The 19,667-nt window shown below is 63.4% G+C and carries 15 protein-coding genes; 6 read left to right on the forward strand and 9 right to left on the reverse strand.

Annotated features, from left to right (window positions below):
- Positions 1-13: 13 nt before the first annotated feature.
- Together M3P27_04525 and M3P27_04530 are read right to left on the reverse strand one after the other, a co-directional pair.
- The gene (locus M3P27_04525; protein ID MDP9267577.1) at positions 14-1,579 is read right to left on the reverse strand and encodes a hypothetical protein; all 1,566 of its coding nucleotides are present in this window, start codon (positions 1,577-1,579) and stop codon (positions 14-16) included.
- A 91-nt stretch (positions 1,580-1,670) separates the two neighbouring features.
- A complete protein-coding gene (locus M3P27_04530; GenBank protein ID MDP9267578.1) occupies positions 1,671-2,333 on the reverse strand; it encodes a deoxynucleoside kinase in 663 nt (220 codons plus the stop codon).
- A 240-nt stretch (positions 2,334-2,573) separates the two neighbouring features.
- Here M3P27_04530 and M3P27_04535 point away from each other — a divergent pair, with 240 nt between their 5' ends.
- Genes M3P27_04535 through M3P27_04545 form a run of 3 tightly spaced genes read left to right on the forward strand, consistent with a single transcriptional unit; the run spans position 2,574 to position 4,503 of the window.
- The gene (locus M3P27_04535) at positions 2,574-3,314 is read left to right on the forward strand and encodes a cytochrome c biogenesis protein CcdA (protein MDP9267579.1); all 741 of its coding nucleotides are present in this window, start codon (positions 2,574-2,576) and stop codon (positions 3,312-3,314) included.
- Complete coding sequence (locus M3P27_04540; protein MDP9267580.1) at positions 3,311-3,886, forward strand: TlpA family protein disulfide reductase; 576 nt, start codon at positions 3,311-3,313, stop codon at positions 3,884-3,886. Before M3P27_04535 ends, M3P27_04540 begins: the two co-directional genes overlap by 4 nt.
- A gap of 23 nt (positions 3,887-3,909) precedes the next feature.
- Positions 3,910-4,503 (forward strand): protein-disulfide reductase DsbD N-terminal domain-containing protein, encoded by a 594-nt coding sequence (locus M3P27_04545; GenBank protein MDP9267581.1) that lies wholly within the window; start codon positions 3,910-3,912, stop codon positions 4,501-4,503.
- A 25-nt stretch (positions 4,504-4,528) separates the two neighbouring features.
- Here the strand turns inward: M3P27_04545 and M3P27_04550 are convergent, their stop codons facing one another.
- From M3P27_04550 to gltX, 3 genes are all read right to left on the reverse strand, one after another.
- Positions 4,529-4,933, reverse strand: coding sequence for a hypothetical protein (locus M3P27_04550; GenBank protein ID MDP9267582.1), 405 nt, complete (start codon positions 4,931-4,933; stop codon positions 4,529-4,531).
- 134 nt (positions 4,934-5,067) lie between these two features.
- Positions 5,068-6,792 (reverse strand): glutamine--tRNA ligase/YqeY domain fusion protein, encoded by a 1,725-nt coding sequence (locus tag M3P27_04555; protein ID MDP9267583.1) that lies wholly within the window; start codon positions 6,790-6,792, stop codon positions 5,068-5,070.
- Positions 6,789-8,351 (reverse strand): glutamate--tRNA ligase, encoded by a 1,563-nt coding sequence (gene gltX, locus M3P27_04560; protein MDP9267584.1) that lies wholly within the window; start codon positions 8,349-8,351, stop codon positions 6,789-6,791. Before gltX ends, M3P27_04555 begins: the two co-directional genes overlap by 4 nt.
- Before the next feature lie 304 nt (positions 8,352-8,655).
- Between gltX and M3P27_04565 the strand changes: the two genes are divergently transcribed.
- The gene (locus tag M3P27_04565) at positions 8,656-12,051 is read left to right on the forward strand and encodes a diguanylate cyclase (protein ID MDP9267585.1); all 3,396 of its coding nucleotides are present in this window, start codon (positions 8,656-8,658) and stop codon (positions 12,049-12,051) included.
- Positions 12,052-12,072: 21 nt separating this feature from the next.
- On the opposite strand, the gene M3P27_04570 is transcribed toward M3P27_04565, so the two are convergent.
- Genes M3P27_04570 through M3P27_04585 form a run of 4 tightly spaced genes read right to left on the reverse strand, consistent with a single transcriptional unit; the run spans position 12,073 to position 16,393 of the window.
- Entirely contained in the window at positions 12,073-13,944 is a 1,872-nt protein-coding gene (locus M3P27_04570; protein MDP9267586.1) for a M14 family metallopeptidase, read from the reverse strand.
- A 57-nt stretch (positions 13,945-14,001) separates the two neighbouring features.
- The gene (ispF, locus tag M3P27_04575; protein ID MDP9267587.1) at positions 14,002-14,526 is read right to left on the reverse strand and encodes a 2-C-methyl-D-erythritol 2,4-cyclodiphosphate synthase; all 525 of its coding nucleotides are present in this window, start codon (positions 14,524-14,526) and stop codon (positions 14,002-14,004) included.
- A gap of 1 nt (position 14,527) precedes the next feature.
- Positions 14,528-15,298 (reverse strand): 2-C-methyl-D-erythritol 4-phosphate cytidylyltransferase, encoded by a 771-nt coding sequence (gene ispD / locus M3P27_04580; GenBank protein ID MDP9267588.1) that lies wholly within the window; start codon positions 15,296-15,298, stop codon positions 14,528-14,530.
- Positions 15,299-15,328: 30 nt separating this feature from the next.
- Positions 15,329-16,393, reverse strand: a complete 1,065-nt coding sequence (locus tag M3P27_04585; GenBank protein MDP9267589.1) for a TRAM domain-containing protein — start codon at positions 16,391-16,393, stop codon at positions 15,329-15,331.
- Positions 16,394-16,977: 584 nt separating this feature from the next.
- Between M3P27_04585 and M3P27_04590 the strand changes: the two genes are divergently transcribed.
- Both M3P27_04590 and M3P27_04595 read left to right on the forward strand, forming a co-directional pair.
- Positions 16,978-19,233 (forward strand): M1 family metallopeptidase, encoded by a 2,256-nt coding sequence (locus tag M3P27_04590; GenBank protein ID MDP9267590.1) that lies wholly within the window; start codon positions 16,978-16,980, stop codon positions 19,231-19,233.
- A gap of 79 nt (positions 19,234-19,312) precedes the next feature.
- Positions 19,313-19,667, forward strand: a 355-nt coding sequence (locus tag M3P27_04595; protein MDP9267591.1) for a hypothetical protein, incomplete at its 3' end; no start/stop codon positions are given.

The following is a 19,667-nucleotide window of genomic DNA, read 5'->3' on the forward strand; positions in this document are numbered from 1 at the left end:
CGGGTCGGCTTGTCTAAGGCGCGGCCGCGCCGCGCCCGGGCCACATACGTTGTGTCCGCTTCCGGAAGACCACCTTGAGCTCGTCACGCCAGCGCTCGTCGATGCCCAGCAGCTCGCAATCGATCTCGGGAGAGATGTAGCGCAGCAGCGTGTCGGTCGCGGGATGCACACGCAGCGCTGGCGCCACCAGTAGCAGCAGTGGCGGGTCGGGCGAGAGTTCGCGCCTTCCTTCCAGCGCCGGGAAGTAGCCGAACTTGCGAAACTCACCGCGCTGGTGGTGCCACTGCACGCGTGCCCAGTAGTCGAGCCCCTGCAGCGGCAGGTGGATGTCTTCATCGGCCTTGAGTTCGATCACGGCGAGGCGGTTCTCGTGCGTCACACCGAGCACGTCGATCATCGCGCGATCGCTGGCCGAGAATGCCGGCACCTGTGAATACACCGGCGCGGAGAGCAGCCGCCCATCGAGCTTAGCCAAGTCGCGCGCGACCAGCGATTCCAGCCAGCGTTCCGGATGCATGCGGTAGAGCGGGTTCGTGCGGTCGGCGTGCGCCACGCGCGCCATGGCCAACATGCGCGCGAAGCGTTTGAAGTCGGCGGCAGTGTCGTCAGTCAGCAGGGTCTCCTGCGGCGGCGGGCCGAAGCTGAGCTCGGCGGCATTCTGGAACGAGCCTGGCATGGCCGCGATGCGCGCGCGCGCAAACTCGAGGCCGTGCAGGCGGTAAGCCATCTCCGTGCCGTTCAGCACCACCGCCTCGGCCTCAGGGACGATTCCGCGGACGCGCTCCGTCTGCTCGTGGAAGCGTTCGCGGGCGGCGGATTCGTCGGGCGCGCGCACCAATCGCGTTGCTACATTCCCACGATCGCGTCCATCGATCTCTTCCACCGACAGCTCGCGCTCGTTCAACTCATAAAGCGCGAACTTCGCTGCGTCGTGGTCGAGGTGGGCCATGCGCTCGCGCACGATCCCCGAGGTGCGCGGCGGCACGAATAGCTTCAGGCCTTCGACCACGCGCTTCGCCGCATCGCGGCGGCGGCAATCGTCGAGCCAGAGCAGGCCGAAGGTCAGCGCGGCGTCCACGGATGCCTGCGTTTCCTGGGTGTTCACGCCCAGCACCGCGAACGCCGAATTGCCGCGGCGCAGCAGGCCGCGCGTGTAGACGGGCCCGAAAGACTTCTCCAAGTCCATGGCGGAGGTGAGCCGCTCCGGCTTCATGTCTGGAAAAGCATTTTCCAGGGTGCGCTCGAGCAGGCGCTTGTAGGCGGTGCGCGCGGATTTCTTCGCCGTCGGCGTGCGATGGTCGCGGTCCCGGCAGATCTCGAGCTTCGCCGGCTTGGACTGGCCGAAACGCTGCACCGTGAGCCGCAACACGCGGTCTTTCTGTTCGGCTTCCACTACGCGCCGCACCGCATTGCGCTCCCCCGACCACAGGTGCAGCACGCATTTGCCGTGTTCGGCAGAGACGCTGTAGCGCGCACTGGAAAAGTCGAAGGTGATCTCGCCCTCCTCGCGCACCACGGCGGCGGGAGCTTCGCCAAGGAAGTCCTGGATCGCGCTTGCGAGCTTCTCGGGCGATGGCATTCGAGAACCCTTTTACCGCAGACGACGCTGAGAACGCAGGGAAAGGCAGGACTGTTTTGGAATCAGAACAACTTCGCCTTTGCCATCGCCCTTAAGCGCTGGCGGCGTCGGCACCGAGCGGCAGGAAGTACTGCGTCCCCTTGATCGGTTCGGAGACGCGCCGCAGCAGCTCTTGCAGGTCTTCGTGGCGGTCGACAAAATCGATCTCCGAGGTGTTCACGATGAGCAGGTCGCTCGAGGTGTAGTGAAAGAAGAAATGCTCGTAGGCGCGCGAGACTTCTTCGATGTAATCGTCGGAGATGGCGACCTCGCCGGGCGCGCCCTTCTTCTTCAGGCGCTTTTTCAGCACCTCGGGCGTGGCTTGCAGGTAGATGACCAGGTCGGGCGTGGGCAACTGCGAGCGGAAGTACTTGTAGTACTGGTCGTAAACGCGCAGCTCTTCATCGGAGAGGTTGATGTTGGCGAAGAGCTTGTCTTTTTCGATGATGTAGTCGGCGACCACCGTCTTGCGCGTGTTCGGTCCGACCTCGAGCGCGCGCAACTGCTCGAAGCGCTGGATGAGGAACGAGAACTGCGCCTGGAAAGCCGCACCGGGCTGGTCGTCGTAAAAAGCGTTGAGGAAAGGATTGTCTTCCGGCTCGGTGACGCGCTGCGCGTTCAGCCGTTCGGCGATGATCCTCGCCAAAGTGCTCTTGCCGACTCGGATGGGGCCTTCCAGCGCGATGTAACGAGGCGGCTCGAAGAAATTTGCCATGAGGTCGGTAGCGGAACTGAGCGCAGCATAGCCCGAGTGACGTGTGGTTGCAATTGCGCGATGAGTAAATACTTTTCCTCAGGCACTTCCTGTCTTCGCTTCCTGAAGCCCGGCGGCCAGACGCCCAGGCCGAAGGTAAAGTGACTTTCGTCGCCGCGCCGAATCTATTGCTAGTGCACCTTCGTACCCCCCTGTGCCCACAGGGGAAACGCTCGCCGGTTGTTAGAATAAGAAGAGCCCATGCACAGCCTGCCATTGCCGATCGCGGCCTTCCTTGCCGGAGTGCTTTCGTTCCTCTCGCCCTGCGTGTTGCCGCTGGTGCCCGGATACATCTCGCTCATCTCCGGAGTGAGCGTGGAAGAGTTGCAGGCGGGCAACAAGTCGCTGAAGCGCAAGGTGCTGCTGCACGCCATCCTCTTCGTCCTCGGATTTAGCGTGGTGTTCATCGCCTTTGGCGCGGCCGCCACCGGCATCGGACAAGTCCTCGGACGCTACAAGGAATGGATCCTCTACGTTGCCGGCGTGGTCATCATCCTTTTCGGATTGCACCTCACCGGCCTGCTGCGCATCCCCTTCCTCTATCGCGATGCCCGCCTGAACAGCGTGAAGACCGAGCCTTCGCCCGCGGGCTCGTTCCTGCTCGGCTTCGCCTTCGCCTTCGGATGGAGCCCCTGCATCGGCCCCATCCTTGCCGCCGTATTGAAGTTCGCCGCCGACCAGGAGACCGTGGCCCGGGGCATCATGCTGCTCGCCGTATACTCGCTCGGCCTCGCCGTGCCGTTCCTGATCACCGCGCTGGCCGTCGATTGGTTCATGCACTTCTACGGCAAGTTCCGCGTGCATCTGCATAAGGTCGAGGTGGCGAGCGGTGTGCTGCTTATCTGCCTCGGCGTGCTAGTGTTCTACGGCAAGTTCGGGCTGTTGAATGTGTGGCTCAACAAGGTTCCCATCTTCCGGACGCTAACGGAGAAGTTTCTGTGAAGCGCAACTCCATCGTGATGGTCGTCGTGATCCTCACCGTCGCCGGCATGCTCGTGATGGGCCGTCGCATGGCGCGGCAGTCCAGCTTCGGGCTGGCGCCGCAGGCCGCGACCCTGCCCGCGGACGTGAAGGGCGCGGTTGCACCTGACTTCCAGCTCAAGTCGCTCAGCGACAGCCAGGGCAAGCCGGTAAAGCTCTCCGGCTATCGCGGCAAGGCCGTGGTGCTGAATTTCTGGGCGACGTGGTGCGGGCCGTGCAAGATCGAGATGCCGTGGTTCGCCGAGCTGCAGAAGCAATACGGGCCGCAGGGTCTCGAAGTCGTGGGCGTGGCCCAGGACGACGCCAGTGAAGACACGATCCGCCAGTTCGCCAGGGAGACAGGCGCGGATTACACCATCCTGCAAGGCGGGAACGCCATCGGCGACGCGTATGGCGCGCAGTTCCTGCCCACCACCATCTACATCGGACGCGACGGCAAGATCATCGACAAGGTGGTGGGACTGGTGAGCAAGAGCGAGATCGAAGACAATATCAAGAAGGCCTTAGCGACCAAGGGAACGGCGACACCGTGAAACTGCGGGCGCTCCAGCTCGGGATGGCACTGGTTTTTGGGGTGCTCGGCGGGGCGGCGCTCGGCGGGGCGGCGCTCGCCGCCGCGCAGTCGCTCGCGCCTGGCGTCGCTCCCCCATCCAATGACCACTTCATCTCCATGGCGCCGGCGAAGAAGCTGGCCGTCGCGGCCGGCAAGCCGGCCATCCTCGAGCTCGACTTCCGCGTGCAGCGAGGGATGCACGTGAACTCGAGCGCGCCGAAGTCGGAGTTCCTTATTCCCACGAAGATCCGCTTCATGCCGCCCACCGACCTCATGGTCGGCAGAGTCGCGTATCCCGCAGGCGAAGAGCTGGCGCTCGCCTTCTCGCCCAAGGACAAGCTGAGCGTCTACTCCGGCGACTTTCGCATCACGGCGCAGGTCAGCGCGTCGCGCTCGGCGACCACGGGACCGTACACCGTCCATGGCGAGCTGAAATATCAAGCCTGCAATGACAAAGCCTGCTTCCCGCCCAAGACGCTGCCCATCGTCTTCAACGTGGTGGTGGGGAAGCCGCAGATATCGCGCGATGCTGTGGTGCAGTCGGGTCCGAAGTCCACGCAGAAGAATCCGCCGCAGAGCCCGCACATCCACCGCTAGTCCGGGAAAGAGTCCCGGCAAGAACCTACTCGCTTCGCACCGCCATCGTCTCATCCACGACGAAGCGCGTTGGCGTGCCTGCCGGCGCCGCGCCGGAGTATGTTGCCATCACCTTGAAGTTGAGCTCGCCGATGTCGGTAGAGAACGTCCAGCCCAGCCGGCGCGTCTTCACCATGCTCAACTCACCGGCGGACACGAGCTCGTCGAGCGAGGCGTACCTTCCCTGCGACGCCATGTGCGCCCGCTCCGCCTGCGCGATGGAGAGCAGGTCGTTCTTGATGCCGGCGACGTCGATGGTGGAGTGCGGGCTGCCACCGGCGCCTTCGGCCTGCGCCGCCGGCGATGAAGCGCTCTGCACCTGCTTCATGTAGATCACCGCGCCGAGGGCCACCACGATGATCAGTCCGATGAATCCGAGAGAGCGAGACATAAGCCCTCCTCGCTAAGCAGACTCTACACCGCTCACGAAAATGAAAACAGTGAGGATAGGAAGGAAGGGAGGTTTCTATATTTCTAAGTGAAGAAAAAGAAAAACCTCCTCTCCTCCCCTCCTCCTGTTTTGGTTTACTGGTTGCGCTTCTCCGCCTTCGCCCAACTGTCTTTCAGCGCCACCGTACGATTGAACACCAGCTTACCGGGCTTTGTTTCGGGGTCCACGCAGAAGTATCCCAGGCGCTCGAACTGGAAGCGCTCACCCGGCTTCGCGCCCGCGAGCGCGGGCTCGAGCTTGGCGCCGGAGACGACCTCGAGCGACTGCGGATTCAGATTCGCGGTGAAGTCCTGGCCTTCCTCGACCTGGTTTGGATCAGGCTTGGTGAAGAGCTTGTCGTAGAGCCGAACTTCGACCTCAGCCCCGACCGCGTGCTGTGCCGACACCCAATGGATGGTCGCCTTCACCTTGCGTCCGTCGGGCGGATTGTTGCCGCCGCGCGTCGCCGGATCGTAGGTTGCGTGGACTTCGACCACCTCGCCTTGCGCATTCTTCACCACGCTGGTCGCGGTGACGAAATATCCATAGCGCAGGCGCACCTCGCGTCCGGGAGAGAGGCGGTAGTAGCCCTTGGGCGGGTCTTCTTTGAAATCGTCTTGCTCGATGTAGAGCTCGCGCGCGAATGGCACTTTGCGCGACCCGGCAGCGGCGTCTTCGGGATTGTTGACCGCGTCCATCTCCTCGACCTGGCCCTCGGGATAATTGTCGATGACCAGCTTCAGTGGAAGCAGCACCGCCATCGCCCGCCGCGCGCGCTGGTTCAGGTCTTCGCGGACGAAGTGCTCGAGCATGGCGAAGTCCGTGGTGCCGTTCGTTCGCGAGACGCCGACCGCGCCCACGAACGTGCGGACGGCCTCCGGCGTGTAGCCGCGCCGGCGGATGCCGCTCAGCGTGGGCATGCGCGGATCATCCCAGCCGGTGACGCGCTTCTCCTGCACCAGCTGCAGCAGCTTGCGCTTGCTGAGCAGCGTGTAGGTGAGGTTCAGCCGGTCGAACTCGATCTGCTGCGCAGGGAAGATGCCGAGCTGCTCGATGTACCACCGGTAGAGCGGCTGATGGTCGGCAAACTCGAGCGTACACATCGAATGCGTCACACGCTCGAGCGAATCGGACTGCCCGTGCGCGTAGTCGTACATCGGATAGATGCACCACTTCGTGCCCGTCCGATGATGCTCGGCGTGCAGGATACGGTACATCACCGGGTCGCGCAGGTTGATGTTGGGCGCGGCCATGTCGATCTTGGCGCGCAGCACCTTCGCGCCGTTGGGGAACTCGCCCTTGCGCATGCGTTCGAACAGGTCGAGGTTCTCTGCGACCGGCCGGTCGCGATACGGGCTGTTCGTTCCGGACGAAGTCAGCGTCCCACGATACTCGCGGATCTGGCCGGCGGTAAGGTCGTCCACGTAGGCTTTGCCCTTCTTGATGAGCTCCACCGCCCAGTCATGCAGCTGGCCGAAGTAGTCGGAGGCGTAGAACAAGCCCTCCCACTCGAAGCCGAGCCAGCGAACATCGGCCATGATCGAGTCCACGTACTCCTGCTCTTCTTTTTCCGGATTGGTGTCGTCGAAGCGCAGGTTGGTCTTGCCGCCGAATTCGTCGGCGAGCCCAAAGTCCAGGCAGATGGCCTTGGCGTGCCCGATGTGGAGATATCCGTTGGGCTCGGGAGGAAAGCGCGTCTGGATGGCGGCCTCGCCAAACTTCTTCGCTTCGAGATCGCGGATGATGATGTCGCGAATGAAGTTCGAGGGCTTCGGCTCGGCGGCCGGCGTCTCGGTCGCGGGTTTGATGGGATCGGTCATTTCACCTGCGGTGATTCCTTCGGCAATCTTTCCAGCGCCTTTTCGATGCGCTCCAGCGTCACCTCACGCCCCAGCACCGTCAGCGTCTCGAACAATCCCGGTGACGCTGTGCGTCCGGTGACAGCAACGCGGATAGGCGTGAACATCTGTCCTGCCTTCACGCCCAACTCCTGCGCCGCGGCGCGCAGCGCCTGATCCAGCAGATCGTGCGCGAACTCGGTCTGCGCGAGCACCTCGCGCGCCTTCTCCAGGACCTTCTTCGCCATCGCGAGGTCGCCCTTCTGCGGGACGAGCAGAGCAGTGTCATACGGGGCAAGGTCTTTGCGGAAGAAGAAATCTGCGACCGTCAGCACGTCCGAGAGCAGCCGGATGCGCTCGCGGATGAGCGGCGTGATCAGCTTCATCTTCCCGAGGTCAACGTCGTAGCCCGCCCCCCGCGTCGTTTTTGAAGTAACGATGGCCAGCAGCCGCTCCGCCAGCTCATCCACCGGCATGGCCTGGATGTACTTCGCGTTCAGCCAGACCGCCTTGGGGTCGAACTGGTCTTCAGAATGAACTGCGGGCGACGTGGCGGCCGGCTCCTTGAAGTTCACCACCGCGTTCGCGCGGTTGATGTTCTCGAGCGTGAACGCTTGCGTGAGCTCGTCGAGCGACATGAACTCACGGTCGTCCTTCGGCGACCACCCCAGCAGGCAGAGGAAGTTGATGAAGGCTTGCGGCAGGAAGCCGGCGTCGCGGTATGTGGTCACGCTGACGACGGAGCCATGCTTGCGCTTCGAGAGCTTCGCGCCATCGGGCGCGACCAAGAGCGGCAGGTGCGCGAATTGCGCAGGTTCCGAGCCAAGCGCCCGAAAGATCAGGATGTGCTTGAAGGTGTTGGGCAGGTGGTCTTGTCCGCGGATGATGTGCGAGATGTGCATGTCCGCGTCGTCGGCGCACGATGCCATGTGGTACGTGGGCATGCCGCCCCACCCCACCAGGCCAGAAGCGGGCCGGTTGGGGGCCCCGGCGTCGGAGCGCAGCAGCGCGAAGTCTTCGATATCGGCTGTGGACTTGGCCTGTTCGCCATAGACGGCGTCGGTGAACCGAATCGTCTCCTCTCCGTCTCGCGGAACCCGAAAGCGCAGCGCGAACGGCTCGCCCGCACCGGCGCGACGGTCGCTTTCCTCGCGCGAAAGTCCGCGCATCTCGGCGTTGAACAGCCACGGTCCGGCCGAGCGGTCGCGCTCGCCTTCACCGGCGCTCGCCGGGGTGAAGTCGCGATACGCCATGCCTTTCTCGAATATCTTCTGCGCCATCTCGCGATGCAGCGCCAGCCGGTCGGACTGGCGATACTCCTCCTGCCAATCGAGTCCGAGCCACTTCAGCCCCTCGAAGATGGATTCCACGCTGGCGTCGGTGTTGCGTTCGACGTCGGTATCGTCGAGCCGCAGGATCATGATGCCACCGGCGTGGCGCGCGAAGAGCCAGTTGAAGATGAACGTCCGCGCGCTCCCCACGTGCAGGAAGCCGGTGGGCGAGGGCGCAAAACGGACGCGGATTTTGCCAGATGCACTCATGCAGGGAACGGGCCTGGGGTGGGCACGACTGCGGGCGAACCGTTGCCGGAGATTCACGCGCGAGAATACGCGCAAAACATAGCGCAAAACACGCGCAAAACTTTGCGCGAAAACCCCGACGTTCTCGATGTTACGGGCCGGTGAAAGCAAGCGTCAAGGCGGCGCCGGAAGGCTGCTTCCCAGCATTTCGCCTGATTGACGAAACACCCTTATTTGCCTATAGTTTGCACCTCCCCAGGGCACGATCGTCGGTCGGCAGCCGCGTCTCTCCCACGCGAGCCGCCACCATAGGACCCTTCATTACATGGGTAGTGACCTCATCGGAACTGTTGTGCTTCCCGGCGCCATCGCGCTGCTGCTCCTGGGAGTGTTTAGCTACCTCCATCGCCAGGCCCCGGAGGCATACTTCCGCGCCTGGCAGATCGCTTTGGGCGCGTATGCGCTGCGCTTCGGCTTGGTCGCCTTCCGCTTCGAAGTGCATGACGCCTGGTGGCTGGGGTGGCTGAGCTGGCTCCTGTTCGTGTTCACGGCGCTCTGCATCCTCATCTCTACCGACCTGGTGGATGAAGGTTTCCACCCGCGCGGCCGCTATCTGCTGGTCGGCGCGGCGCTGGTCGCGTGGTCGTTCTACGACGCCAAATGGGGACGCACCCCATTGCTCGCCAACCCGGCCTTTCCCCACGTCCACGTCGCCATCGGCGTCTCGGCCCTGCTGATCTACAGCGGCATCCGTTTCTGGATCGCGGGTGGCAGGAAAGAAATGTTCAGCTACCGCATCCTGGCGTTCGCGCTCTGGTTCTGGGCCACGCTGGTCTCGCTCATCCAGTTCCACGAGTTCTTCGAAGCGCATCCGGCGCTCACCGCAGCCGGACATGTGCTGGGCCCGGTGCCGCTGATGCTGCTCGGCATCGCCATGGTGATGGTGCTGTTCGAGAACGAGCGTAGCAACGTGCAGGAGAACCTGCTCGCGTTCTCGCGGCTCGACGCTGCCATGGAAGAGCCGATCGAGGCCGAGGACGCTGCCCCGCATCTGCAAAAGCTGCTCGACCGCCTGATCGCGCTACTCGGCCTGGAGCGCGGCATGATCTGCATCCGCCAGGATCTGCGCGACGTTTTCCCCACCGTGGCGCGCGGCGTCTCGCGCAATGTCGCCGAGGTCATCGAGCGCCAGGGCGGCGCGGATTGTTTTGCCGAAGTCGCAGCGGCGGCCGGCGGTGTGGCCCTGGTGCTCGATCTCGATCAGCAACTGGCATCGTTGCCAGACGATCGCCGTGCCAACGCCTTGCCCATCCGCACCGCCTTTGGCGCCGATGGCATCGACGCCTTCACCGTGGCCGGGTTACGCACCAACGACCGCGTGATCGGCGCGCTCATCTTTCCACATGGCCGGCGCGCGTCGCTTTCCGCTTCGCGCCTCAAGCTGCTAAAGGCGCTGGCCGCGCAGATCGCCATGACGTTGCAGCACTACCTGGTGGTGCGCGAGTCGCAGCGCCGCAGCCGCGAGTACCAGATGCTTACCCAGATCGGGCAGGCGGTGAGCTCGCGGCTCGACGCGGACGAAGTGTTGCAGAGCATCTACCAGGGCCTCTCACAGTTGTTCGACGTGGAAAACTTCTACGTCGCGTTCCATGACCGCGAAGAGGTGCGCTTCGAGCTCGAGGTGGAAGACGGCGCCGTGGTCGCCAAGCGCTCGCGCAAGTGGGGGAATGGCATCAGTGAGTACGTGATCACCAGCGGCAAGCCGCTGCTGGTGCGCGAAAATATGGATGGGGTCCGGCGGTCGATCGGCATCGTGCCGATGGGCCGGCCGAGCAAGAGTTTCTGCGGCGTTCCCATCTTCCGCGGCAGCGAAGCCGTAGGCGTGATGGCGGTGCTGAACTACCGGCGCGAGCACGCTTTCGGCGACCGCGACCTGCAAGTGCTGCAGACCGCCGCCGGGCAGCTCGCTGTCGCCATCGAGAACGCGCGTCTCTTCGCCGAAGAGCAGCGCCGTGGCAAGTATCTCAGCTTCCTCAACAGCGTCTCGAAAACGGCGATCTCCACCGACGACGCCGAGCAGATGCTCACCGAGATCGTGGGCGAGATCCAGCAGAACTTTCACTACGACCACATCGGCATCGGCATCCTCGATTACGGCACCAAGGAGATCGAGATCAAGGCCGAGGCCGGCACCACGGCGAAGGCGCTGGGCAAGCGCGTGCCGCTCGGCGTGGGCATCCTGGGCCGCGTGGCGCGCTCGAACGAGATGGCGCTCGAGCAGAATACCGGCAGCTCGCACCTGCTGGGCATCATGCCGGAATCGCGTTCTGTGCTCTGCATGCCGCTCACCTACGGTGAGACGCTGCTCGGCGTGCTCAACATCGAGAGCGCGCGCGAGAACGCCTTCGCGCAGCAGGAAGTCCTGATCCTGAAGACCTTTGCTGACCTGCTGGCCACCGCGCTGCACAACGCTTTCGTCTTCCAGAAGATGCAGCAGCATGCCATCACCGATGGGCTCACCGGGATCAAGACGCGGCGCTACTTCTCGGAAGCGTTGCTGTCGGAGTGGAAGCGCGCATCGCGTTCCGGGCGTCCTTTCTCGGTGGTGCTCATCGACCTCGACAAGTTCAAACAGGTCAACGACGGCATGGGACACCTCGAAGGCGACCTCGTCCTCACCCGCATCGGCCGCCTGCTGGAGCAGAGAGTCCGCCAGTCGAACGTGGTCGCGCGCTACGGTGGCGATGAATTCGTGGTGCTGATGCCGGAAACCTCGATCGAGCAGGCTCAGATACTGGCAGAACGCTTGCGGCTCTGGATCGCGACCGATCCCATGTTGAACGAGCGCAAGGTCACGGGCAGTTTCGGCGTAGCTACTTTCCCGCTGCACGGCGCCACCATCGAAGACATCATTCGCGTCGCGGATGCGGGCATGTACGTCTCGAAACGTGCCGGAGGCAATCGCGTTTCCACCGTCGAGGAGTTCCACGAAGGCGAAGCGGTCGCGCAGCAGAAAGCGCTGGTCACCAGCTACGTAGAAGGCTTCCTGCGGCGCGAGCACACCAGCCCAGACGCCGCGGATGAGCTGGTGCAGACCCTCATCAAGCTGGGCAACGCGGTGAAAGACGGCCGCAACGCCGAAGCACTCACCGAAGCGGTGATGGCGCTAACCCGCGCCGCCGAAGCGCGCGAGGTCTACTGCAGCGGACACGGTGAATCGGTGGCGCGCTATGCTGAGTCCGTCGGGCGCGAGATGAAGATGTCGCCGGAAGAGGTCGCCGACCTCATTCTCGCCGCGCGCGTCCACGACATCGGCAAGATCATCATCCCCGAGCAGATCCTCAACAAGGCTGGCGTGCTTTCGGTGGAGGAATACAACCTGGTCAAGACGCACGCCGAACTTGGCGGACGCATCGTCGCCACCATGCCGGGCAGCACGCGCCTGGTGCTGTACGTCCGCCATCATCACGAGCGCTTCGATGGCAAAGGTTATCCCGACGGATTGAAGGGCGAAGACATTCCCCTGGGCGCGCGCATCATCGCCGCCGCCGAGGTCTTTACCAACATGACCCTCGAGCGCCCGTACGCGCCCACGCGCAACACGCAACAGGCGCTCGAAGAGTTGGAATCGTTGAGCGGCTTGCAGTTCGATGGCGTGGTTGTTCGCGTGCTCGCACAACAAGTGCGCGGCGAGAAGCCGGCGGGCGTAGGCCGGAGCTAAGCCCGCAACCACACCAAGCCCCTATTTCCCGAGCGGGATCCCTTCCAGTGTTCTCACCCTGCCCACCGGATACAGTCCCAACTTCGGATCCCACCACGGCGAGCGTTGGTAGAACCAGTTGAGGCGTCCGTAGGCGTTCGCCGCGAAATCCTTGTCGCTCGCGACCTTTTCCTCGAACTCCGCTTTGAGCTTCGGATCTTTCGCCATCATCTCGCGCGCCAGTTTCTCGAGCACGTAAGGCTCGCCGTATTCTTTCTGCTCGAAGATGGCGTCGAACAATCCCCAATAGACGGCTGAATCCGGCCCCGCCGGCTCGAGCCAGTGGATAGCGACCTTGGCGGCGCGCTGGTCGGTCGGCACCACCATCGAGCCGGCAGGGAAGTCGAGCTTCTCTCTCACCGCACGGCAGTCCGGCGGAGGCGTGGGCGAGAACTCGCTGCCGCCGCCAAGCACGTGGCGTCCTTCAAACGGACGCTCCGCCCACTTCGGCTTGCAGCGATACGTCTCCACCTCGCCCGACCACGCGGCGGTGGTCGCGCGCATCGCGATGCCGTGCGTGCGCAGCACCTCGATGACTTTCTCCCACTGCGCCGGGATGATGTACGCCCACGGAACGCCGACACCCACCGTCATCTTCAGCTTCGAGTGGAGCGGGATGTCGATGTTCTCCGGCGCGTGCGAATAGACGTTCCACAGACCGCCCGAGACCTCGCTCGACTTCGTGTCGCGCTTGTAGCCAAGGAAGTGGAAGGTCTCGGTGTCTGTCGTCGGGGCAAGACGCAGCGGAAAATCATCCGGCTTGCGCAGATCGGCACCGGAAACGTAGACCGCAGTCTGCGCCTGGCGGCCACGCGCGATCGTTTCCTCGTCGGCTTGCTGATTCATCGCGACCAGCTTGGCCGCATCGCGGTTCATCACCTCGAGGATGGCGCGCAGGATCTCGTAGTTCCCGGTGACGCGCGTCTTGTAATCCTTGAGCATGTGCATCTCGACCAGCAGGCCAGGACGGTTCTGCACGACCATGTAGCCGGTGGAGAAGCGCGGCGTATCCTGCCCCACCGAAATGCCAGCCCGCGGATTCGATTCGCCCACGCCCACGTATTCGCCGATCACGTGTCCGGAGTCGCTCACCGACTTCTCGATGTACGGCTTGAGCTGGTGTTCGAGCCAGTCGGCCGTCGCGGGCGCCACGTCGGGGCCAACGTCGATGGCGTACGTGGTGTCGTACTGGTAGTCGGCGCCGTCGGTCACGTGGTCGTCGATGAAGAAATCCGGCAGCCAGCGTTGGAACAGGCGCAGCAGCGCACGCGTCTCGGGCGCGTCGGCCTTCATGTAGTCGCGATTCAGGTTCAGGTTCTGCGACTGCGTGCGCCAGCCCATCTCTTCCGGACCGTTCTGATTGATGCGGTTGTAAGGGCCGAAGCGCTCGTGGCCGTCGGCGTTGTAGATGGGGATCATCAGCACGACGACGCTATCAAGCAGCTTGCTTTCCGACTTGGCGATCACCATGTCGCGCAGCAGCGCGAGACAAGAGTCTTTGCCGTCCATCTCGCCGGCGTGGATGGCGTTCTGGATCAGCATCACCGCGCGTCCTGACTGGCGGACGGCCGCGGGATCGAACACGCCGTCTTTTGAGAGCACGGCGACCCACAAGTCGCGGCCTTCGGGCGTCTTGCCAAAACTCTCGAGCTTTACCTGCTTTGGCGCCGCGGCGGCCACGCGCTTCACGTACGCCATGGTCTCGTCGTAGCGCGGCGTGGTGCGGTAGCCGGACTTCTCCGCCGGCGTGCTCCAGTCGGCGGCGGATTTCGCAGACGGCTTGGGCGCGCTCTTTTGCGCGAATGCAGCGCAGAGGGAGAGTGAAAGAGACAGGACAACCAGCAGCTTTCTCATCGCGATCTTCCTGGGGAACTTGTCTTTGTGGTTCTCGTCTTCGGGCTAATCGTTGTTTCAGTCTTCGGCGCCACGTTTAGCGTGGACGGCGGCGGCCATGCGCGCTCGCGGCTTCCTGGCGCGGCGCAGCAGCAGCACCGAGACGTGTGCGATGGCGGCGTTGTCCGTGCCCATGCCCTCGGGCGTCTTGGCTTTGATCCCTACGCAGTTCGGCTCGATGCGCAAGAGTTCGGCGACCCGTGCCTGGATCTTCTTCGCGTGCGGCGAGACTTTCGGCGCGGCCATGATGAGTGTGGAATCCACATTCGCGATCATGTAGCCGGCGCGGCGCACCTGCTCCATCGCGGCGCGCAGAAAGACGACCGAGTCGGCGCCCTTCCAGCGCGCGTCATCCGAGGGGAAATATGTCCCGATGTCGCCGGCGGCGATGGCGCCGAGCAAGGCGTCGGTGAGGGCATGCAGCAGCACGTCGCCGTCGGAGTGCCCGGCGAGCCCGTGCGTGTGCTCGAGCGCGACCCCGCCGACCATCAGCGGGATGCCCCTCTTGAACTCGTGTGAATCCCAGCCGTAACCGATACGCATATCAGCCTGTCAGACTCGCGCGCCGCCGGTCTTCTTGGGCAATGAAGAACTCGGCTAATTCCAAGTCATCCGGCGTGGTGATCTTGATGTTCTTGGGCGAGCCCATCACCACGGCGACGTTGTGGCCCATGCGCTCGACCAGCGACGCTTCGTCAGTGCCGAGGAAGCCCGCCGCCTCGGCTTCGTCAAAAGCTTTCTTGATCACGTCGTAGCGGAAACCCTGCGGCGTCTGCGCCTGCACCACGCGCTCGCGCGGGATGGTGGAAGCGACGATCGCGCCTCCGGCGGTGCGGTCCACCTGCTTGATGGTGTCGACTGCAGGCACGCCCGCGATCACCGCGCCATGCTTCTGTGCGCCCGCGATCACGCTGGCGATGATGTCGTTGTCCACGAACGGGCGCACCGCATCGTGCACCAGCACAATGTCGTCGGCCACCGCCTTCACCTGGGCGAGCGCGTTCGCCACCGATTGCTGGCGATGCTCGCCGCCCTCGACGATCTGCACCTGCTTCTTCCCGCCCGCGCCCGCGGCCTTCAACTCTCTCTCGAGCTGTAGCTTGAACTGCTCGGCTTCCGGCTTGCGCAGCGCGAGGAAGATCTCCGCGACCTGGGGTGATTGCAGGAACTTGCGCAGCGTGTGGACGAGGATAGGAACGCCGCCCAGTTCGGCGAACTGCTTGGTCGGCAGCTGCGCCTTCTTGCCCTTCTTCGCGGCGGCCGCGGACATGCGCGTGCCAAGTCCGGCAGCCGGAATAATGACGACAACCTTCATAAGGGACGAAAAGTATACAGGCGCCGGGTCTTACTCGTTCGCCGGCCGCTCGATGATCACCGGCTTCTGCGGGCGCGGATCGGGCTTCGGCTCCTGCCGCGGCGGCAGCCCGCGCTCGTCGAACTTGCCAAAGATCATCTTGCCGGCGGTGGTCTGCAGCACCGACGTCACCGAGATGTCCACGTTCTTGCCGATCATCTTGCGCGCGTTGTCCACCACGACCATGGTTCCGTCGTCGAGATAGGCCACGCCCTGGTTGTACTCCTTGCCTTCTTTCAGGATGAACACCTTCATCACCTCGCCCGGGAGCACGATGGGCTTGAGCGCGTTGGCCAGCTCGTTGATGTTCAGCACTTCCACACCGTGCAGTTGCGCGACCTTGTTGAGGTTGAAGTCGTTGGTCACGATCTTGGCGGAGTATTTCTTGCCCAGCTCGATCAGTTTCATGTCGACTTCACGGACGGCGGGAAAGTCGTCTTCCACGATCTGGATGTCGAGGTTGGCGATCTTCTGGATGCGCTGCAGGATGTCGAGCCCGCGCCGGCCGCGGTTGCGCTTGAGTGAGTCGGCGGAATCGGCCACCAGTTGCAGCTCGCGCAGCACGAACTGCGGCGTCACGATGACGCCATCGAGGAAGCCAGTCTCCGCGATGTCGGCGATGCGTCCATCGATGATCACGCTGGTGTCGAGGATCTTGTAACTCTTCTTGCCCTGCTTCTCGCCGCCGAACACCCCGCCCAGCGCCGTGAGGTTCAGCAGGTCGCCCTTGTTGGCGCCCACCACCAGGCCAACGTAGGCCATCAGCAGCATGACCAGCAGTTGCAGGAAGCTGCGCGTGTGTCCGGGATCGATCGCGCTGCCCAGGACCGCGGAAAAAAGAAAGGCGCCAAAGATGCCGGTGACCGAGCCGATCACCGCGCCGATCAGCCGCTTCAGGCTGACCGCGCGCAGGCGCATCTCGAAGGCGACCACGGCGGTGCCGATGAGCGCGCCGACTAATGCCGCCGGCCACTTCTCTAGTCCGAAGGGCTGCAACAGATAGCAAGCGAGCGCCAGCACCGCAATAAAGAAGAGACGAATGAGGGCTAAGTCCATAAAGGACCTCCTGCCAGGCCGGCGCACTCGCTGAAAACTATGGGATCGGGGCCGTAAGAATATGAGCGACTGAGCGACGCGCGAGACCTGAACCACGTATCGCGGAGCGGGTATAAAAGATGAAAGGGTGCCCCGCTTGCTTTCCCTCCGGACCCCCGCCCGGAGTCGTGCCACCAAAACCGGCCAAGTATATACCCGAGTCTTGGTTGCATCCCCGCCTGTCGTGTCCCACCGGCGCCAGTTATCTCAACAGTAAACAAGGAACCGCAGGAGTTAATTGACCAGATAACGCGCAGGCCGCATCTTGATAGCGTGGCGGCCTGGAACAGAGCAACGGTGAGTCCGTCGCCAAAAGTCGGCCCTGGTAGATGAGCGGTCTTGTCCTCAAAAAAGTTCGAGGACAACAAAAGGGACCTGGCGCAAAATTCTCGGGGGAGAAGCCGCGCCGGGTCTTCTTTTTTCGGTACTCGGCTGCGCCGAGTCCACACCCGCTGAGCATCTCTCCGTCGCAGTGACCGCCTCGCCGCCTAGACAACGCTCGCGGTAGGCCTTTCTCCGCGCCTGTGATAAAACTTTGGCCCGCCATGAATGCTCGCCGGCTGCTTGCACTGCTCCTCCTGTTTTCGCTGCCCGCGTTTGCCAGATTCATTCCCGACCCGATCGTGAAGTACAAGATCGAGGCGCGGCTCGACGCCAAAGCAAAGACCATCAAGGGCCACGAAGTCATCGTGTGGCGCAACCATTCCAGCGACGCCATCCCTGACCTCCAATTCCACACCTACCTCAACGCCTTCAAGAACAACTACTCCACGTTCATGCGCGAGGGTGGCGGGAGGAGCCGCCGCGTGTCGTTCAGCGGGGACGCGCAGGCCTGGGGATACGTCCAGATCCACTCCCTCAAGGTCGATGGTCAGGACCTGACCGCGCAGATGCGCTACATCCAGCCCGACGACGGCAATCCTTTCGACCAGACGGTGCTGCAAGTCGTGTTGCCGAAAGCCATCCCCGCGGGCGGTTCGGTCTCCATCGAGATCGAGTGGACGTCGAAGCTGCCGCGCGTCTTCGCGCGCACCGGATTCCACGACAACTTCTTCCTCGTCGCGCAGTGGTTTCCCAAGCCCGGCGTCTACGAGGCGGCCGGCGAGCGCCATCGCGCGAAGGGAGGATGGAACTGCCACCAGTTCCACACCTCCACCGAGTTCTTTGCCGACTACGGCACCTTCGACGTTTCCTTGACCGTGCCCTCGGATTTCGAGCTTGCCGCCACCGGCAGCGAGCGCTCGAAGAAAGACAATGCCGGCGGCACCACCACCTACAACCACTATCAGGAAGACGTCTTCGACTTTGCCTGGACCACGCAGCCGCGCTCGCAGGTGCTCAAGCTGGTGCGCATGTTCAAGGCTGACCAGCAGGTCTCGCCGGCGGAGCTGAAAGAATGGTCGCAGAAGACCGGCGCGTCGCTCGATGACGTTCGCCTGCAAGACGTCCAGGTCACTCTATTCATCCAGCGCGAGCACGCCGAGCAGACCGAGCGGCATTTCCGCGCCGCGTTCGCCGGCATCAAGTGGTTCGGGCTGATGTACGGCAAGTATCCCTTCGACGTGCTCTCCGTCATCGATCCGCCTTACGGCGGCGACGGCGCCGGCGGCATGGAATATCCCACCTTCATCACTGCGGGCACCGACTACTGGCCGGCCGAGCACCAGCTCGATCCCGAGGGCGTGATCGTCCACGAGTTCGGACACCAGTTCTGGTTCCACCTCGTCGGCAACAACGAGATGGAGGAAGCCTGGCTCGACGAGGGCTTCAACTCCTACTCCACCGGCAAAGTCCTCGAGATGGAGTACGGACCGAACCATACCTACGAGACTCTCTTCGGCGTTCCGTTTCCGGCGGCGCCGTGGGTGCGCCTGCCGGTCCCGCGCTATCCATGGTTCGGGATGATGCGCGGCACCAACAGCCTGAGCGGTTTCTTCACCGGCTCAGGCGAGCCGGCCATCGGCATCGGTCAATACTGGGAGTGGGTGCCGCGGCTGCAACGCTATGGCCGGATGGAGAGCTACTACGCGAACGCGAAGACCGACGCGATGGAGCGTTACCCCTGGCTCATGCTCAACCGTGCCAGCTACGGCACACAGGCATACTCCAAGCCCGAGGTCACGCTGCGCACACTCGAGAAACTGCTCGGCCCGGTCTGGCCGAGGGTCATGCGGACGTATCACCAGCGCTGGCGCTTCAAGCATCCCGACGCGCTCGACTTCGTCGCAACCGTGAATGAAGTCACCGGCCAGGACATGACGTGGTTCTTCGACCAGGCCCTCTATGGGACGAACCTGTTGGACTACTCCGTCTCGTTCACCAACGACCGCGCGCCTGCCAGGAAGGGCTACTTCGATCAGAACGGCCAGCCAGGGTCTGCGCCACCAATGCTCTCAGAGAGCAAGGACGGAAAGAGCGGCAAGAACGGCAAGAACGAAGGTGCGGCTGAGTCGGAAGTCCTTGTCCGCCGCCTCGGCGAGATGGTCTTCCCCGTGATCATTCGCGTGAAGTTTGCGGATGGCAGCGAAGTCCGCGAGACATGGCCGGTGAACGATCCCACGCTCCCCGCCGCCGGCGCGCCCGCCGGGCTGAATCAATATCGCTGGAAAAAGTTCAAGTACGCGAAGAAAGTCGTGAGCGCCGAAGCCGACCCCGACTCGCTGTTCAAGAGTCTGGAGATCCACCGCGTCGATAACACCGCACAGCTCGATCCGCCTACCAAGCTCGCCGCCGATAAGTGGTACCTGCGTTGGGTGGTGTGGATACAGAACGCGTTGCTGGCGTTCTCGTATTTTTCGTAGTTTTGGAGATGGTCATTCCGGCGGGGAACCGGTGAAGCATTGCGTCGCGCGAGAGTAGTGGCGCCAGAGAGAAAGAGAGATGATGACAGCAGGGCAAGCGATTCGCGCGGGGCTTCGAGCCGCCGCGGCCAATCCGTGGATGGTGTGGATATTCTTTGCTGCGAATCTGCTGCTGGCCGCCGCCGTTGCCGCGCCCATGCATGCGGCCATCGCGGACTATCTCGGCAACTCCTCCGCCGGACACGACCTGGTCACCGGCTTCAACGCCGCGTTCCTCAGCGAGTTCCAGCTGCTCAACGCCTCATTTCTCAAGAGCTTTTCCATCGCCATCGTCTATGCCGCCATCGTTTTCCTGGTGCTGAACACCGCGCTCTCCGCCGGCGCCTTCGAGGTCTTCTATCGCCGCGCGGGCGCGACGGCGCACGCCTTCGGGC

This window comes from Acidobacteriota bacterium, assembly GCA_030774055.1.
Taxonomy (GTDB): Bacteria; Acidobacteriota; Terriglobia; order Terriglobales; family Acidobacteriaceae; genus JACPNR01.

What these genes read in the sequence shown, in the direction of transcription:
- M3P27_04525 (MDP9267577.1), bottom strand. Translation starts at nt 1,579, where the DNA reads ATGCCATCGCCCGAGAAGCTCGCAAGCGCGATCCAGGACTTCCTTGGC.
- M3P27_04535 (MDP9267579.1), top strand. Translation starts at nt 2,574, where the DNA reads ATGCACAGCCTGCCATTGCCGATCGCGGCCTTCCTTGCCGGAGTGCTT.
- M3P27_04585 (MDP9267589.1), bottom strand. Translation starts at nt 16,393, where the DNA reads ATGGACTTAGCCCTCATTCGTCTCTTCTTTATTGCGGTGCTGGCGCTC.
- M3P27_04570 (MDP9267586.1), bottom strand. Translation starts at nt 13,944, where the DNA reads ATGAGAAAGCTGCTGGTTGTCCTGTCTCTTTCACTCTCCCTCTGCGCT.
- M3P27_04590 (MDP9267590.1), top strand. Translation starts at nt 16,978, where the DNA reads ATGAATGCTCGCCGGCTGCTTGCACTGCTCCTCCTGTTTTCGCTGCCC.
- M3P27_04565 (MDP9267585.1), top strand. Translation starts at nt 8,656, where the DNA reads ATGGGTAGTGACCTCATCGGAACTGTTGTGCTTCCCGGCGCCATCGCG.
- M3P27_04530 (MDP9267578.1), bottom strand. Translation starts at nt 2,333, where the DNA reads ATGGCAAATTTCTTCGAGCCGCCTCGTTACATCGCGCTGGAAGGCCCC.
- M3P27_04545 (MDP9267581.1), top strand. Translation starts at nt 3,910, where the DNA reads ATGGCACTGGTTTTTGGGGTGCTCGGCGGGGCGGCGCTCGGCGGGGCG.
- M3P27_04555 (MDP9267583.1), bottom strand. Translation starts at nt 6,792, where the DNA reads ATGACCGATCCCATCAAACCCGCGACCGAGACGCCGGCCGCCGAGCCG.
- M3P27_04550 (MDP9267582.1), bottom strand. Translation starts at nt 4,933, where the DNA reads ATGTCTCGCTCTCTCGGATTCATCGGACTGATCATCGTGGTGGCCCTC.
- ispF (MDP9267587.1), bottom strand. Translation starts at nt 14,526, where the DNA reads ATGCGTATCGGTTACGGCTGGGATTCACACGAGTTCAAGAGGGGCATC.
- gltX (MDP9267584.1), bottom strand. Translation starts at nt 8,351, where the DNA reads ATGAGTGCATCTGGCAAAATCCGCGTCCGTTTTGCGCCCTCGCCCACC.
- ispD (MDP9267588.1), bottom strand. Translation starts at nt 15,298, where the DNA reads ATGAAGGTTGTCGTCATTATTCCGGCTGCCGGACTTGGCACGCGCATG.